This window comes from Flavobacterium sp. GL_143 (assembly GCF_057834355.1).
The window spans coordinates 1,048,327-1,065,504 of the sequence record NZ_CM174401.1 but is presented as its reverse complement, the minus strand read 5'-3'; the positions used below and the strand labels follow the sequence as shown (position 1 = coordinate 1,065,504).

Annotated in this window: 11 protein-coding genes; 9 read left to right on the top strand and 2 right to left on the bottom strand. The window is 35.6% G+C overall.

Annotated features, from left to right (window positions below; all coding sequences use genetic code 11):
* The first annotated feature begins 26 nt into the window (after positions 1–26).
* From AC3IPI_RS04480 to AC3IPI_RS04470, 3 genes are all read left to right on the top strand, one after another.
* A complete protein-coding gene (locus tag AC3IPI_RS04480; protein ID WP_489157410.1) occupies positions 27–1,523 on the top strand; it encodes an SGNH/GDSL hydrolase family protein in 1,497 nt (498 codons plus the stop codon).
* Positions 1,524–1,757: 234 nt separating this feature from the next.
* Positions 1,758–3,269, top strand: coding sequence for a F0F1 ATP synthase subunit beta (atpD, locus tag AC3IPI_RS04475; protein ID WP_039113236.1), 1,512 nt, complete (start codon positions 1,758–1,760; stop codon positions 3,267–3,269).
* A gap of 70 nt (positions 3,270–3,339) precedes the next feature.
* On the top strand, positions 3,340–3,621 hold the full coding sequence (locus AC3IPI_RS04470; protein ID WP_039113235.1) for a F0F1 ATP synthase subunit delta/epsilon: 282 nt from the start codon (positions 3,340–3,342) through the stop codon (positions 3,619–3,621).
* Between the two features lie 74 nt (positions 3,622–3,695).
* On the opposite strand, the gene AC3IPI_RS04465 is transcribed toward AC3IPI_RS04470, so the two are convergent.
* Positions 3,696–4,499, bottom strand: a complete 804-nt coding sequence (locus tag AC3IPI_RS04465) for a DUF3667 domain-containing protein (RefSeq protein WP_489157407.1) — start codon at positions 4,497–4,499, stop codon at positions 3,696–3,698.
* Positions 4,500–4,673: 174 nt separating this feature from the next.
* Here AC3IPI_RS04465 and AC3IPI_RS04460 point away from each other — a divergent pair, with 174 nt between their 5' ends.
* The 5 genes from AC3IPI_RS04460 to AC3IPI_RS04440 all read left to right on the top strand — a co-directional run bounded on the left by AC3IPI_RS04460 (position 4,674) and on the right by AC3IPI_RS04440 (position 9,673).
* Positions 4,674–5,852, top strand: a complete 1,179-nt coding sequence (locus AC3IPI_RS04460) for an aminotransferase class I/II-fold pyridoxal phosphate-dependent enzyme (protein ID WP_489157405.1) — start codon at positions 4,674–4,676, stop codon at positions 5,850–5,852.
* Positions 5,853–5,894: 42 nt separating this feature from the next.
* Positions 5,895–6,278, top strand: a complete 384-nt coding sequence (locus AC3IPI_RS04455; protein ID WP_489157403.1) for a GxxExxY protein — start codon at positions 5,895–5,897, stop codon at positions 6,276–6,278.
* A 52-nt stretch (positions 6,279–6,330) separates the two neighbouring features.
* Positions 6,331–6,948, top strand: a complete 618-nt coding sequence (bioD, locus tag AC3IPI_RS04450) for a dethiobiotin synthase (RefSeq protein ID WP_489157401.1) — start codon at positions 6,331–6,333, stop codon at positions 6,946–6,948.
* A 179-nt stretch (positions 6,949–7,127) separates the two neighbouring features.
* The gene (gene bioA, locus AC3IPI_RS04445) at positions 7,128–8,399 is read left to right on the top strand and encodes an adenosylmethionine--8-amino-7-oxononanoate transaminase (protein ID WP_489157399.1); all 1,272 of its coding nucleotides are present in this window, start codon (positions 7,128–7,130) and stop codon (positions 8,397–8,399) included.
* 104 nt (positions 8,400–8,503) lie between these two features.
* Positions 8,504–9,673: a beta-ketoacyl synthase N-terminal-like domain-containing protein gene (locus AC3IPI_RS04440; RefSeq protein WP_489157397.1), complete on the top strand. Its 1,170-nt coding sequence runs from the start codon at positions 8,504–8,506 to the stop codon at positions 9,671–9,673.
* Positions 9,674–9,782: 109 nt separating this feature from the next.
* Here AC3IPI_RS04440 and AC3IPI_RS04435 read toward each other — a convergent pair whose 3' ends face one another.
* Positions 9,783–10,259, bottom strand: coding sequence for a regulatory protein RecX (locus AC3IPI_RS04435; RefSeq protein ID WP_039118152.1), 477 nt, complete (start codon positions 10,257–10,259; stop codon positions 9,783–9,785).
* A gap of 454 nt (positions 10,260–10,713) precedes the next feature.
* Here AC3IPI_RS04435 and AC3IPI_RS04430 point away from each other — a divergent pair, with 454 nt between their 5' ends.
* Entirely contained in the window at positions 10,714–16,596 is a 5,883-nt protein-coding gene (locus AC3IPI_RS04430; protein ID WP_489157395.1) for a DUF8693 domain-containing protein, read from the top strand.
* Positions 16,597–17,178 lie beyond the last annotated feature (582 nt).

Below are 17,178 nucleotides of genomic sequence, written 5' to 3'. Positions count from 1 at the left end.
ATATTAATGTATTAAAATAACAAATCATGATAAAAAATTTTAAATGGCTACTATTGGTTTCATTAGCCTTTGTAGCATGTAATAACGATGATGAAGATACAACGCCAGCAGAAGTTCCAGTAACACCAGGTTCGGCAGTTTTTACAAAGTATGTAGCTTTGGGGGATTCATTTGCAGCAGGATATAGTGATGGAGCCTTATTTATAAAAGGACAGGGAGGCTCTTATGCTAATATATTATCTCAGCAGTTTATTGCTGCTGGGGGTGGGGACTTTAAAACGCCGTTGACTTCGGATAATGTTGGAGGGTTGTTATTTGGGGGTGTTCCAAATCCAAAATTTCCACCAAGATTTGCAATATTAGGATTTAATCCAGATGGTACGCCAAAGATTGCGCCCGTACCATTTGCTTCCACAACTGAAGTTATGGCGCACATAACGGGACCTTTTAATAACCTGGGTGTTCCTGGGGCAAAAAGCTTTCATTTAATAGCGCCAGGATATGGTAATCCTGCAGGGTTATCTTTAGGTGCAGCAAATCCATATTTTGTTCGGTTCGCTACTGTACCAGGAACTACTATTTTGAAGGATGCTACAGATCAAAAGCCTACTTTTTTCTCTTTATTTATAGGAGGAAACGATGTTTTAAGTTATGCAACATCAGGGGGAGCAGGAAAAGATCAAAAAGGGAATCCTAATCCAGCTACTTATGGTAGTGATGATATTACGGATCCTACTGTATTTGCAAATGTGTATACAGCTTTAGTTGGAGGTTTAACGGCAGGGGGAGCTAAAGGGGTAGTAGCAAATTTACCTTACGTAAATGCATTGCCTTATTTTACAACTGTTCCTTATAATCCAGCTGCGCTAACAGCTCCTTTGGTAGCACTATTAAATTCTGGATATGCTACTTATAATGCAGGTTTGTTAACGATGGTTAAAAATAAATTGCTAACTGAAGCCGAAGCGGCTCGTCGTACAGTAAAATTTGCAGCTGGAAATGGTAATGCAGTTGTTATTGTAGATAGTTATTTGACAGATCTTAGTGCATACGGGCTTCCATCTTACAGGCAAGCTACAAAAGAAGATTTCATGGTCTTGACTTCCAGAGCATTTATAGGTACTACAGTTGGTGGAGATCCAACAAAAGTAAATGGTTTGTCGGTACCGTTGGCAGATAATTGGGTGTTGTCAAAAGATGAAGTAAAAGAAGTTAGTACAGCGACAGATGCTTATAACATAACAATTGAAGCAATCGCTAAGGAAAAAGGGTTAGCTTTTGTCGATACAAGAACTGTTATGGCAAAATTATCTAATGGAGGTCTTAATTTCGGAAATTTTAATATGACATCCGCTTATGTAACAGGAGGGGCGTTTTCGCTTGACGGAATTCATCCAAGTGCACGAGGGTACGGGTTAATTGCTAATATCTTTATAGATGCCATTAATGCAAAGTATGGTTCCACATTGCGACATGTTGATTTGTCTACTTATCCAATTCAATATCCAGCAATATTACAATAAAGCCAATTTTTTTTAGTAGGAAAGCCACCCATTTTAACAATGTGGTGGTTTTTTTATCTCCTTGTAAAGATGGACTTTTATGCAATCGATGTACTTATTTTTGTAAACTGATAAAAATATAGTATTTTTCTAAAAAAAAGTTATTGATTTTATATTTTAAAAATTATCTTTGCGCTCTGAAAAAAGAGGTATTTTCGTTAAACCTAAATAGCTATTTAATAAACACATACAGTAATGTCAAAAGTAATAGGAAAAGTTGCCCAAATCATTGGACCAGTAGTTGATGTTGTTTTCAACGGTAAAGATGTTGAACTTCCAAAAATTTATGATTCATTAGAAATCACTAAAAAAGACGGAACATTGTTAGTTCTTGAAGTACAATCTCACATCGGAGAAAATACAGTTCGTACAATATCAATGGACTCAACAGATGGTTTGAGTCGTGGATATGAAGTAGTTGGAACAGGAAACCCAATCCAAATGCCAATCGGTCCAGACGTATATGGTCGATTATTTAATGTAATCGGAGATGCAATTGATGGTTTAGGGGACTTGCCAAAAACAGGAGAAAATGGTTTGTCTATTCACAGACCAGCACCAAGATTCGAAGATCTATCAACTTCATCTGAAGTATTGTTCACAGGTATTAAAGTAATCGATTTGATTGAGCCTTACTCAAAAGGAGGAAAAATTGGATTGTTTGGTGGTGCAGGTGTTGGAAAAACAGTATTGATTCAGGAGTTGATTAACAATATCGCAAAAGGTCACGGTGGACTTTCTGTATTCGCAGGAGTAGGAGAAAGAACACGTGAAGGAAATGACTTACTTCGTGAGATGTTAGAGTCAGGTATTATTAAATACGGAGATGATTTCATGCACTCTATGGAAAATGGAGGATGGGATTTATCTAAAGTAGATATGCCAGGAATGAGAGAGTCTAAAGCTACTTTCGTTTTCGGACAAATGAATGAGCCTCCTGGAGCTCGTGCACGTGTAGCACTTTCAGGATTATCTATCGCTGAGTATTTCCGTGATGGAGCAGGAACTGATCAAGGTAAAGACGTATTGTTTTTCGTTGATAACATCTTCCGTTTTACACAAGCAGGATCTGAGGTATCGGCACTTTTAGGTCGTATGCCATCTGCGGTAGGATACCAACCAACATTAGCAACAGAAATGGGTGCAATGCAGGAACGTATTACATCTACAAACAAAGGATCTATTACATCTGTACAAGCGGTTTACGTACCTGCGGATGATTTAACTGACCCGGCTCCGGCAACTACTTTTGCTCACTTAGATGCAACAACAGTATTGTCTCGTAAAATTGCTGAGTTAGGTATTTATCCTGCGGTAGATCCATTGGATTCTACTTCTAGAATCTTGACTCCACAAATTTTAGGTGATGAACACTATGATTGTGCACAAAGAGTAAAAGAAATTCTTCAAAAATACAAACAATTACAAGATATCATCGCTATTCTAGGTATGGAAGAGTTATCAGAAGAAGATAAATTATCTGTATCAAGAGCACGTCGTGTACAACGTTTCTTATCTCAACCTTTCCATGTAGCGGAACAATTTACAGGTATTCCTGGAGTTTTGGTTGACATTAAAGATACTATCAAAGGATTTAATATGATTATTGATGGTGAGCTAGATCACCTTCCAGAAGCAGCATTTAACCTTAAAGGTTCTATTCAAGATGCTATCGAAGCTGGAGAGAAAATGTTGGCAGAAGCTTAATCTAGTTTTCAGTATTCAGTCACAGTATTCAGTACTGAGACTATTAACTGAGACTGTAAACTAAAAAAAGATGATTTTAGAAATAGTATCACCAGAAGCAAAATTATTTTCAGGAGAAGTTACTTCGGTTACACTACCAGGAGTAGATGGAAGTTTTCAAATCTTAAATAATCACGCGCCGATTGTTTCTTTGTTACAAAAAGGGACTGTGAAAATTGTAGGAACAAGTTTCAATTTCTCTAAAGAAGCAGCAGATAAATTCACGAAAGTAAATGATAAGACCTATACATTAGAAATCGTATCAGGAACAATCGAGATGAAAGACAATAAAATAATTGTTTTAGCAGACTAAGACAATTCAGAATAAAGTTGAAAAAGCCAGACATAATTTGTCTGGCTTTTTTGTTTTAGATTGATATTCATTTCTTATACGATTCCCCAAAAACCGCTAGAGATATAGGCGTTAACAGTAAATCCTGAAACAATTCCCCAAAAAATAATTCCTAAAGCACTTACAGTAAAAGCTTTTGCGAATTGAAGTTTTGTGTTTTTATTTAAAAACTTATAATAGAAAACAGTAAAATAGAGAAGCTGAAAAAGAAGAAAAAGTACTGTGGAGTAATTAGATGAAAGGTGGAATAATAAGGATATTGGTAGTATTAACAATGTGTTGATTAAAATACAAAAACCTAACATATACATTCCGGCGACTAGGTGTTCTGTGTAGTTGTAGTTTTCTTTTCTGTAAAAAAGCCAAAAGAAAAAGGCAGTAAGCGGTAAGGCCATCATGGCCATTAGATTAGAATATTTTTTTATGAAATGAAGCATTTTTTCTTTTCGTTCGTAAAGATGTATCATTTTTTCTTTCTGAGCAGGATTGGAGATGCTATTTAGTTCCTGATTTTCTTTCTGAATATCTATAGGAGGCACTTCTTTTGGGATATTAGAAATAAAAACAAATATTGCCGCAATCAGGAGGAAAAAATTAAGCGGAGGGAAATATTTTTTTCTTTTTCCGTTTATGTATTCCTTAGCTACAATTCCACTTTTCAGTGTCAAATCTCTAATTAGTTGAAAAATTCCTTTATCAGCATGTGTGAAATAATGAACAGCTTCATGAAAAACCTCATGTGAATTTATGCGATGTAAATTGGCTTTTTGGCTACATTGAGGACAATAATTAAAACTAGAATAGTGTGGGGTTTCACAGTTTTTACAAATGATTTTCATTTTTTTTTCTTTTTAATGTAATATACAGATTACAGATAGTCAGTTTGTCGTTTTAAAATTAGAGAAAAAATATTTTAATTAACAAGAATTATTTAAAATTCAAATTATAATCTGCGGGGTATATATGACTCGCTGTTTATTTAATAATGATAATCAATTTCATAACTTTGCTCTATGAAATTACCAGAAAATCTTATTCAAAAATTAGTTGTACGAAAGCAAAATAACGCACTTAGGCAATTGCCATATACTAGTGTATCAATTGATTTTACTTCCAATGACTATATTGGGTTTTCAAATTCTGTAGCAATTTTTAATAAAACACATCAATATTTGCTTGATAGCAATTGTACTAAAAACGGAGCAACTGGTTCAAGATTAATTTCTGGGAATCATTCTCTCTATAAAATCACAGAAACGTTTATAGCTCAATTTCACGAGTCAGAATCGGCTCTAATCTTTAATTCGGGTTATGATGCCAATGTTGGGTTTTTTAGTGCTGTACCACAGCGTAATGATGTTATTTTGTATGATGAATTAAGTCATGCTTCTATTCGGGACGGGATTTTGATGTCGAATGCTAAATCTTATAAATTTAATCATAATGATTTTGAAGATTTAGAAAGACTTATATTAAAACACCAAAACATTGCCATTCCGAGTGGAGACAAGGAAAAGAAGATAGTTTTAAATACGATTTATATTGTAACCGAAAGTGTTTTTTCTATGGATGGCGATTGTCCAAATCTAGAGGAATTAGTAGTATTGTCTGAAAAATATAATTGTTATCTCGTTATTGATGAAGCTCATGCTTTAGGAGTTTTTGGCGAAAAAGGCGAGGGATTAGTGCAATTTTTAGGATTACATAATCGTGTTTTTGCCAGAGTAATGACTTTTGGTAAAGGTTTAGGCTGTCATGGAGCAGCAGTTCTTGGTTCAGGAGAACTAAAAGAATACCTCGTTAACTTTGCAAGAAGTTTTATTTATACCACAGGATTATCTCCACATTCCGTAGCAACTATTTTTATTGCCTATCAGCAATTGGAAATAGAAAAAGAAACCATCGAAAAACTACGCCAAAACATCGTTTACTTCAACCAACAAAAAAAACTTCTAGGATTACAACCGATGTTTGTTCGAAGCAAATCGGCTATTCAATCAGCAATTATTCCTGGTAACGAAAATGTAAAAGAAGTTGCTAAAAAAATGCTGGATAAAGGGTTTGATGTAAAAGCAATCGTATCACCAACAGTTCCGGAAGGACAGGAAAGATTGCGTTTTTGTATTCATAGTTATAATACTTATGAAGAAATTTCGGAAGTGTTGCTTTTGCTAAGTAACGTCGTATATTAGCCCACGGATAATACAGATTCTACAGACTAACACGGATTGATTATGGCTAGCTTACTTCATAAAAAAATTACAGATTCAATTTTAAAAGCATATTATGCAGTTTACAATCAACTTGGTTATGGTTTTCTTGAGAAAGTGTATCAAAACGCAATGTACTTTGAACTAAAATCGTTGGGGTACAAAGTTGAAGCTCAAAAGCAAATTAGAGTTTATTTTAAGAGTCAATTAGTTGGAGAATATTATGCAGATTTATTAGTTGAGGACAAAGTTATAGTTGAACTCAAAGCTTGTGAATTACTTATGAATGTCCATATAGCGCAATTAATTAATTATTTGAAAGCAACCGAAATAGAAGTTGGATTACTCTTGAATTTTGGAGAAGACCCAGAATTCAAGCGAATTATATATACAAACGATAAAAAATAAACTAAAAAATCTGTGATAATCAGTTAAATCTGTGTTATCCGTGTGCCAATCTATGAAATTATTTATAACAGGAATATCCACCGATGTTGGTAAAACAATTGCTTCGGCTATAATTGTAGAAGCATTAGAGGCAGATTATTGGAAACCGATTCAAGCAGGGGATTTAGAGAATTCAGATACGGCAAAAGTTCAATCAAGAATTTCAAATAATAAGTCTCAGTTTCATAAAAATGCCTATGCTTTAAATACGCCAGCAAGTCCGCACTTGGCAGCAAAAATTGATGGTGTTACTATTGATTTAAAAGAAATAGTTGAGCCAATAAGCAATAATCATTTGGTTGTAGAAGGTGCTGGAGGACTTTTTGTTCCATTAAATGATAAAGAATTTGTTATTGATTTAATTCAGTCAGATTATAAAGTAATTGTGGTTTCGAGACATTATTTAGGAAGTATTAATCATACATTGCTGACTATTGAAGCATTGAAGAATCGAAAATTAAATATTGCAGGAATTATTTTTAGCGGAAGCGAAAACAAATCTTCTGAAACAATTATTATTAATAGCACCGGAATAAAATGTATTGGTAGAATTGATGAAGAACCCTATTTTGATCAAAACGTTATTAAGGAATATGCCGATTTATTTAGAGAAAATTTACTTGGTTTATAGAAGGAGAAAATAGAGACAAGAAACATAAGCAAGAGGATTGAGAAAAGATTGTAGATGAAAGAGGATGGAATGTAGAGGCGAGATTATGGAATAAAGAAAATAGACTTTCCTATCTTTGCTAAAATCTATAGATGTTTAGTCTTTTCTTTCTAAAATCTATTTTCTATATTCTAAATAAAATGACATTATCTGAAAAAGACAGCCAATACCTTTGGCATCCTTATACCCAACATAAAACCGCAGCAGTTCCTATCGCCATTTCTAGAGGGGAAGGCGCATTACTTTGGGACGAAAACAATAAAGAATATATAGATGCGATTGCCTCTTGGTGGGTTAACCCCTTTGGGCATAGTAATCGTTTTATTGCCGATGCGATTTACAAACAATTAACTACACTGGAACACGTTTTGTTTGGCGGTTTTACACATGAACCAGCAATTGTTCTTGGTGAAAGACTCATCGAAATTTTACCAAAGAACCAACAGAAAATATTTTTTTCAGACAATGGTTCTACAGCGGTAGAAGTTGCGATAAAAGTAGCTTTACAATATTTTTTTAATAAAGGAGAAAAACGTACTACTATTATTGCTTTTGAAAATGCTTTTCATGGAGATACCTTTGCTGCAATGGCTGCAAGTGGAATTTCATTTTATACACAAGCTTTTCAGGGGATGTTTATAGATGTTGTTCGAATTCCTGTTCCTGTAAAAGGACAAGAGCAAGTAAGTTTTGATGCTTTAAAAGAAGTAATAAGAGATAAGAATTGCGCAGGATTTATTTTTGAACCTTTGGTACAAGGAGCAGCTGGAATGGTAATGTACGAGCCAGATGCATTGGCAACTTTAATCCAGATTTGTGCAGCAAATAATGTTCTTACTATTGCCGATGAAGTTATGACGGGCTTTGGTAAAACAGGAAAAACATTTGCGATGGATTATCTGGATGAAAACCCAGATATGATATGTCTTTCGAAAGCATTAACAGGAGGAACTATCCCGATGGCTATTACGACTTTTACCCAAGAGGTTTTTGATGCGTTTTACGATGATGATATTAATAAAGCATTGTTTCATGGGCATACCTTTACGGCTAACCCTACAGGATGTGCTGCTGCTCTGGCAAGTATCGATTTGCTACAAACAGAGGAAATGCAAGCTAATATTGCGCGTATAAATAAAAGCCATTTACATTTTCAGGATAAAATAAAAAATCACTCAAAAGTTATTACAACCAGAGTTTTAGGAGTTATTTTTGCATTGGAAATAAAATCTGATTCAAAAGAAAGTTATTACGGTTCGATGAGAACGAAGCTTTATAATTTCTTTATTGATAAAGGAGTTGTTCTAAGACCAGTTGGGAATATAGTTTACATTTTGCCGCCATACATTATTAGTGATGAGCAGCTTGAAAAGGTATATTCGATTATTGAAGAAGCTCTAGAAATGGTTTGATAAATTTAGACTTCTTAGATTTTTAGACTATTAGATTAGTTAGACTTTTGGATTTAATTAATTATTAAAACCTTGCGAATTTTCGATTAAATAAAATATTGACATTGAATAAAAAAATTGCCATAACAGCCTTTTCTTCTATTTCACCTTTAGGAAATAATCCAAAAGATATTTGGGAGAATTACTTAAATAACAAACATTGTTTTACTGTACAGCAACTAGATAAGCAAGAAACTCCTGTTGCTGCACTTACTACAGATTCTAAGCAAATTGTGGAACAAGTGCGTAATTCGGACATCAAATATAAATTTCTTGATAATAGTGTTTTGTTTGCTTTGGCGGCGTCTCGAGAAGCAATAAAAAATTCAGGTTGGGATTCTGATGCTGTTTTCGGGATTAATATAGGTTCTTCTCGTGGAGCTACCGATTTATTCGAAAAACATTTTCAGGAATATTTAGAAACCGGAAAAGCACAAACATTAGCTTCTCCAACAACTACATTAGGCAATATCTCTTCTTGGATAGCGCACGATTTACAAAGTTCGGGTCCAGAAATTTCGCATTCAATAACTTGTTCAACAGCTTTACACGCTTTACTAAACGGGGTGGCATGGTTAAGAGCAGGAATGGTTGATAAATTTTTGGTTGGAGGAAGCGAAGCTCCATTAACAGATTTTACGATTGCACAAATGCGAGCTTTAAAAATTTATTCTCGGGCTGATTTGAATACCGATAAATGGCCAAATCTAGCATTCGATTTAAATAAAACTCAAAATACTATGGTTCTGGGAGAAGGGGCTGCAGTATGTTGTATTGAAGCTGGAGAAAAAGAAAACGCTATTGCTTATGTTATAGGTGTGGGATATGCTACAGAAGTTTTAGAACACAATATATCGATCTCTGCTGAAGCTACTTGTTTTCAAAAATCAATGAAAATGGCTCTGGAAGGAATTAATCCAGAAGATGTAGATGTGATTGTTATGCATGCTCCAGGAACTATAAAAGGAGATTTAACAGAATATAAAGCAATCCAAAAGATATTTGCCGAGACTAAACTTCCTCTGCTTACCACTAATAAATGGAAGATTGGACATACTTTTGGAGCTTCGGGAATATTGAGTGTAGAAATGGCAATCTTAATGATGCAACACAATACATTTATAGGAGTTCCTTTTGCGGAAGCACAACAACAAATGAAACCTATAAAAAAGGTATTGATAAATGCGGTTGGTTTTGGAGGAAATGCCGTGAGTATTTTACTCGAAAGAGCCTAATAAATATGTAGACTCTGTTAGACAAATTTTACAGATTTGATGTAAGTAATTTGATGCAGATTGTCTGTTTGAACGGAGCCGAAGATTTATCTATACTTAAATATAAAAACTACTTGACATTGGTTTCAAGTTCCTTTACTTTTTCATAAACCATATTGCTTTCAAAACCTCGGCGCAATACATAATCACAAAATTTCTTGCGTTTTTTGAGTTGATTGTTTTCGTGTAAATTATCCCAACATTTTTGCGTTAATTTTTCAAATGTTTCTAGATATTCATCATTACTAATTCCTGCAAGTGCAAGGTTGATATTGGTTGATGTAATATGACGTGCTTTAAGTTCGTTTACAATTCTTATTTTTCCCCATTGCTTTATGCGATGCTTTCCTTGTGCAAAACTACAAGCAAAACGAGTTTCATTTAGAAAGTTATCTGTAATGAGTTGTACCACAATAGAGTCTATTTCGTCTGGTGTCATTTTTAGACTATATAGCTTAGATACCACCTCGTCATGACAACGTTCCTGATAAGCACAAAAATGTTCTAGTTTTTGTAATGCTTCTTTGGGAGTACAATCCGTTTTCATATAGTCTATTGTAGTTTTAGTATTGAATAAAGAACAAATGTAAAGCTTTAATTTTTTTTCAAAAACTTGTTTTGCCTCGAAAGTCTATTTCGAAATAATCTTACTTAAAAAGACTTATGTAAATCATCTAGTAGAGATAGAGATTTTTATATCAAATTGTGATAATTGAGAGGTATTACCTTGTAATTTGTTAAATATATGATAAAACCTCAATCTTAAACGTTGTAATACATGATAATATGAACATTATATGAACTTCTTTTAGGAATTTTTAGTTAAATTTAAGAATGTATTGCATAAGTATCTTTGCCCTAATAAGTTACGTTGTATGATTTTTTTTTGAGAAAAGAATATGATGCTGATAAATCTTCAATCAGTATCAACACCTTTTCAATACCACTCATAAATATTACAAAGAGTTAATTGATTTTTTTTATCATTAAAACCTACTATTATGAGACTAAAATTATCTTTGTTTTTCGTTTTTATTATTACTTATTCGTGGTCTCAGACTACAAACACATTTTCAACTGCTGGTAGTGGTACTTTTGTTGTGCCTGCTGGTGTTACCTTGCTAACTGCAGAATGCTGGGGTGCCGGAGGTGCCGGTGGAGGTAATGATGATAGTAATTCCGCAGCTGGGGGAGGAGGAGGAGGCTACAGTAAGACTACTAGTCTTAGTGTAACTCCTGGTAGTTCAATTAATTATACTGTTGGTACTGGAGGTCTAGGGTCTAAAGCAAATGGGACTAGTGGATCAGCATCCAATTTTTTAACGGTAACTGCTAATGGAGGTGCAGGAGGAACAAGTGGAAATGGTGGAGGTGGAGCTGGTATTGGTGGTACTGGAGGAGTTGGAGCAAATTTTTCTGGAGGTAAAGGAGCAAATGGAAGTTTGGTGCTTACATTATTATTTTCAGGAGGAGGAGGAGGTAGTGCTGGTACAGCTTCAAATGGTAATGATGGATCAGCAGGTGGAGGAGGCGCTGTTGTGACTGGAGGAGGTGCCGGAGGTAATGGGGCAACACTAGCAGGTAATGGACAGGTAGGACTTCCGCCAGGAGGAGGAGGAGGAGGAGGTTTAGTTTTATTAGGCCTTGGTAATAATAATGGAGGAAATGGAGCAGCTGGACAGATAAAGGTTACCTATACTTGTCCTACTTATAATATTACAGGTGCTAGCGCAACAAATGTATGTATATCTGTAGGTACAACATCTACAGTAACAGTAACAGCGAGTGCTGCGTTATTGCCTGTTGGTAATTATGTAGTTACCTACAATAGGAGTAATCCAGTTGCTGGTGGTACAGGATTAACTGCAAATATGACTGTTAGTACGGCTGGAACTGGATTCTTTACGGCTACGGGACTAACTACAGCAGGATCTAGTACTATAACAGTTACTGCGCTTACGTCAGGATCTTGTTCATCAACGGTTAATTTTGGGGCTACATTAAGTGTAAGCGCTTTGCCTACGATAACATTAGCAGCCACTGCAGCGAGTGTTTGTTCTAGTGCTAGCGTACAAAATACCACATTAAGTTATAGCGCTACAACAAATACTCCCACAACATATAGTATTACTTGGAACGCATCACCTACAAATACTTTTGCAGCTGTGACTGATGCAGCATTACCAGCAAGTCCTATTACGATTGTTGTTCCAGCAGGTACAGTTGCGGGTACTTATACAGGCACATTAACGGTAAAAAATGCTGCGGGTTGTGTTAGTAGTTCAGGCTCATCTTTTACAGTAACCGTAAATACGACACCGACTATAACATTAGCAGCAGCTACAACAAGTGTATGTCCTAGTGCAAGTGCTCAGAATACTACATTAAGTTATAGCGCTACATCGGGCACTCCCATAACATATAGTATTACTTGGAATGCATCGCCTACAAATACTTTTGCAGCAGTAACAAATGTAGCGTTACCAGGAAGTTCTATTACCATCGCTGTTCCAGCAGGTACAGTTGCTGGTACTTATACAGGCACATTGACGGTAAAAAATGCTATTGGATGTGTTAGTAGTCCTGCCTCAACTTTTACAGTAACGGTAAATCCGACTCCAACAATAACATTAGCAGCTGCTGCGGCAAGTGTATGTCCTAGTGCGAGTGCTCAGAATACTACATTAAGTTATAGTGCTACATCAGGCACTCCCACAACATATAGTATTACTTGGAATGCATCGCCTACAAATACTTTTGCAGCAGTTACAGATGCTTCTTTACCAGCGAGTCCAATTACGATTGTTGTTCCAGCGGGTACAATTGCAGGTACTTATACAGGCACACTAACCGTGAAAACTGCAGCGGGTTGTGTTAGTAGCCCTGCCTCAACTTTTACAGTAACGGTAAATCCGACTCCAACAATAACATTAGCAGCAGCTACAACAAGTGTATGTCCTAGTGCAAGTGCTCAGAATACTACATTAAATTATAGTGCTACATCAGGCACTCCCACAACATATAGCATTACTTGGAATGCATCGCCTACAAATACTTTTGCAGCAGTGACAGATGCTTCATTACCAGCAAGTCCAATTACGATAGTTGTTCCAGCGGGTACAATTGCAGGTACTTATATAGGCACACTAACCGTAAAAACTGCAGGGGGTTGTGTTAGTAGTCCTGCCTCAACTTTTACAGTAACAGTAAATCCGACTCCAACAATAACATTAGCAGCAGCTGCGGCAACAGTTTGTTCAAGTGCAAGTGCTCAGAATACTACATTAAGTTATAGTGCTACATCAGGCACTCCCACAACATATAGCATTACTTGGAATGCATCGCCTACAAATACTTTTGCAGCAGTGACAGATGCTTCATTACCAGCAAGTCCAATTACGATAGTTGTTCCAGCGGGTACAATTGCAGGTACTTATACAGGCACACTAACGGTGAAAACTGCAGCGGGTTGTGTTAGTAGCCCTGCCTCAACTTTTACAGTAACGGTAAATCCGACTCCAACTATAACATTAGCAGCAGCTACAACAAGTGTATGTCCTAGTGCTAGTGCACAAAATACTACATTAAGTTATAGCGCTACATCGGGTACTCCCACAACGTATAGCATTACTTGGAATGGATCTCCCACAAATACTTTTGCAGCAGTTACAGATGCTACATTACCAGCAAGTCCTATTACAATTGTTGTTCCAGCAGGTACAATTGCAGGTACTTATACGGGCACACTAACCGTAAAAACTGCAGCAGGTTGTGTCAGTAGTTCAGGCTCATCTTTTACAGTAACGGTAAATCCGACTCCAACAATAACATTAGCATCATCAGCAGCTAGCGTTTGCTCAAGTGTAAGCGCCCAAAATACTACATTAAGTTATAGCGCTACATCGGGTACTCCCACAACATATAGTATTGTTTGGAATGGATCTCCCACAAATACTTTTGCAGCAGTGACAGATACTACATTACCAGCAAGTCCTATTACAATTGTTGTTCCAGCAGGTACAATTGCAGGTACTTATACGGGCACACTAACCGTAAAAACTGCAGCAGGTTGTGTCAGTAGTTCAGGCTCATCTTTTACAGTGACAGTAAATCCGACTCCAACAATAACATTAGCAGCATCAGCAGCTAGTGTCTGCTCAAGTGTAAGCGCCCAAAATACAACTTTGTCTTATAGCGCTACAACAAACAGTCCCACAACGTATAGTATCACTTGGAATGCATCACCTACAAATACTTTTGCAGCAGTGACAGATGCTACATTACCAGCAAGTCCTATTACAATTGTTGTTCCAGCAGGTACAATTGCAGGTACTTATACGGGCACACTAACCGTAAAAACTGCAGCAGGTTGTGTCAGTAGTTCAGGCTCATCTTTTACAGTGACAGTAAATCCGACTCCAACAATAACATTAGCAGCAGCTGCGGCAACAGTTTGTCCTAGCGCAAGTGCTCAGAATACTACATTAAGTTATAGCGCTACATCGGGTACTCCCACAACGTATAGCATTACTTGGAATGGATCTCCCACAAATACTTTTGCAGCAGTTACAGATGCTACATTACCAGCGAGTCCAATTACGATAGTTGTTCCAGCGGGTACAATTGCAGGTATTTATACAGGAACATTAACGGTGAAAACTGCAGCGGGTTGTGTTAGTAGTTCCGCATCAACTTTTACAGTGACAGTAAATCCGACTCCAACAATAACATTAGCAGCATCAGCAGCTAGCGTTTGCTCAAGTGTAAGCGCCCAAAATACTACATTAAGTTATAGCGCTACATCGGGTACTCCCACAACATATAGTATTGTTTGGAATGGATCTCCCACAAATACTTTTGCAGCAGTTACAGATGCTTCATTACCAGCAAGCCCTATTACGATTGTTGTTCCAGCTGGTACACTTGCGGGTACTTATACAGGCACATTAACCGTAAAAACTGCAGCAGGTTGTGTTAGTAGCCCCGCTTCAACTTTTACGGTAACGGTAAATGCAACACCAACAGCTCCAGTTATTGGAGTTATTACACCACCAACATGTGCGGTTTCTACAGGAAGTGTTGCTTTAAGCGGATTACCATCTGGTAATTGGTCAATAGTAACAAATCCAGCCACTATTACTACCACAGGTTCAGGAACAAGTACTGTTATTAGTAATCTTGCACCAAATACATATACTTTTATAGTAAGTAACTTAACAACAAGTTGTACTTCTGCAGCATCTCTTCCCGCTATAGTTCCTACTTTGGTTACTAATAGTTGGAGCGGTTCCGGATGGTCTAGTGGTACACCAACGGCAAATCAAAATATTATTTTCTCAGCAGATTATACTTCGGCAATAGGACCAGCAGGTGATTTAACTGCTTGTTCTTGTCAGGTGAATTTGACAGCTAAAGTTACAATTAAGACGGGAGCAACTTTAGCTATTACTAATTCGGTTACAGTAGCTTCTACAGCTAGTTTAAAATTCGAAGACAAGGCGAGTTTATTTCAGATAAATGATAATGCGGCAAATAGTGGCAAAATTATCTATGAACGCATTTCTCCACAGATGAAAGATCAGGATTACGTTTATTGGTCATCACCCGTATTTGGTCAAAAATTTAGTACGCTAGCATTAGGAACTTTTTCTTATTTTGCTTTTGATATTGCGACAAATAGTTGGTTACATGCAGCTGATAACATGGAAACTGGTAGAGGATACATTATAAAAGCACGTAATGCAGGTCCTTTTCCGTATGATCAAAAAGTAGTTTTTGAAGGAATTCCTAATAATGGGGCACTTACTCTTAGCACTCCAACTAAATTCGATGAGTATATTTTGGTAGGAAATCCATATCCTTCGGCTTTATTTGCAGATGATTTTTTAAGAGGAAATTCTACTATTTTAGAAGGGACTTTATATTTCTGGACGCATATTACCCCACTTGGACTTCAAGGTGGTAAATTGAATTATGCATCTGAAGATTATGCAATATATAATTTTACTGGTGGAGTTACTCATGGTCAAGGAACTGGTTCAGATTCAGGAAGTGCTCCGCCATTAGGATATATTGCGGCAGGACAGTCTTTTTTTGTTAATGCAAAAATTGGAGGTGCACAAGTAACTTTCAATAATAGTATGCGTGCTTCTGGGCAAAACGGACAATTTTACAGACCAGGCAAAACTAGAAAAGCAGCAACTATAGAAAAAAATCGAGTGTGGTTAAATCTTACGAATAAAGAAGGTGCATTTAAACAAATATTGGTAGGTTATATTGAAGGAGCAACAGATGATTATGAAAGTATGTTTGACGGAATTTCTCTAAACGGAAATACTTTTATTAATTTTTACAGTGTTCTTAAAGATAAAAAACTCAGTATTCAGGGACGTGCCATACCATTTAAAGAAACCGATTTGGTGTACTTAGGATATAGTTCAGAAATAGCTGGAGATTTTACCATTGAGATAGATGATGCAGATGGTTTATTAGCAGATCATACTATTTACCTGGAAGATAAAGTAACTGGTGTTATACAAGATTTACGCCAAAAAGGATATACGTTTACCACAGCCAAAACTGATGGTGTCGATAATCGATTTGTATTGCGATATACTAATAAAACTTTAGGTACAGGAGAGTTTGAAGCAACAGAAGATATAGTCAGAATAGCTGTTGAAAATAAAGAGATTCAAATCAATACACTTAATCAAGCTATAGATGCCGTATATGTTTATGATGCATCGGGTAAACTACTTTACCAAAAAGATAAAATAGGCAACCCTAAATTGAGAATAGAAAACTTAAAATTAAGTAATCAGGTTTTAATTGTAAAAGTTGTTCTTGATAATAAACATACCGAAACCAAGAAAGTGATTTACTAAATAAAATTTAGATTAAACTTTAAAAACCATTCCGCAAAACGGAATGGTTTTTTGTTTTTTAACAAATTTATTTAGGATGAAGAGAAAAATCAAATGGATTTAGTTTCTAGTTTAATTCTTAAATATCATCAAGTTAATAAAAAGTAAGTATTTACGTCGTTAATATGCATTTTGTCTTAAAAAAGATGCATTTCAACGGGTATTTAAGTAAAATAGCGAAAACGTATTTTCCAAAAAAAAAAATCTTGTGAGAGGTTTTTTTTTGTGCTTTATTTGGTGCGCATTAACAAAAAACAAATATTTTTTAATTTTAAATGTTTAAAAATCAAGTTATTATGATTGTTTTGGAATGTGTAAAAAGGTGTGAAATCATTTAATTAAAATCACTTTATACATAAAAACTTACAATATGTTAAAATTATTTTTTAAAACAACATAAAGTTGAAAATGAAAAAATAATAAATGCTGATTTTCTGCATGTTATTAAAAAAATATTAAGTGATGCATTGTTAAAATAAAGATTGCAAAAACACAGAATATCAAATTAATTTACAAATAATTAATATACCCAAAAAAACAATT

Excerpts from the sequence above, each read along its gene's own strand:
- AC3IPI_RS04480 (WP_489157410.1), top strand. The coding sequence starts at position 27 with ATGATAAAAAATTTTAAATGGCTACTATTGGTTTCATTAGCCTTTGTA.
- atpD (WP_039113236.1), top strand. The coding sequence starts at position 1,758 with ATGTCAAAAGTAATAGGAAAAGTTGCCCAAATCATTGGACCAGTAGTT.
- AC3IPI_RS04470 (WP_039113235.1), top strand. The coding sequence starts at position 3,340 with ATGATTTTAGAAATAGTATCACCAGAAGCAAAATTATTTTCAGGAGAA.
- AC3IPI_RS04465 (WP_489157407.1), bottom strand. The coding sequence starts at position 4,499 with ATGAAAATCATTTGTAAAAACTGTGAAACCCCACACTATTCTAGTTTT.
- AC3IPI_RS04460 (WP_489157405.1), top strand. The coding sequence starts at position 4,674 with ATGAAATTACCAGAAAATCTTATTCAAAAATTAGTTGTACGAAAGCAA.
- AC3IPI_RS04455 (WP_489157403.1), top strand. The coding sequence starts at position 5,895 with ATGGCTAGCTTACTTCATAAAAAAATTACAGATTCAATTTTAAAAGCA.
- bioD (WP_489157401.1), top strand. The coding sequence starts at position 6,331 with ATGAAATTATTTATAACAGGAATATCCACCGATGTTGGTAAAACAATT.
- bioA (WP_489157399.1), top strand. The coding sequence starts at position 7,128 with ATGACATTATCTGAAAAAGACAGCCAATACCTTTGGCATCCTTATACC.
- AC3IPI_RS04435 (WP_039118152.1), bottom strand. The coding sequence starts at position 10,259 with ATGAAAACGGATTGTACTCCCAAAGAAGCATTACAAAAACTAGAACAT.
- AC3IPI_RS04430 (WP_489157395.1), top strand. The coding sequence starts at position 10,714 with ATGAGACTAAAATTATCTTTGTTTTTCGTTTTTATTATTACTTATTCG.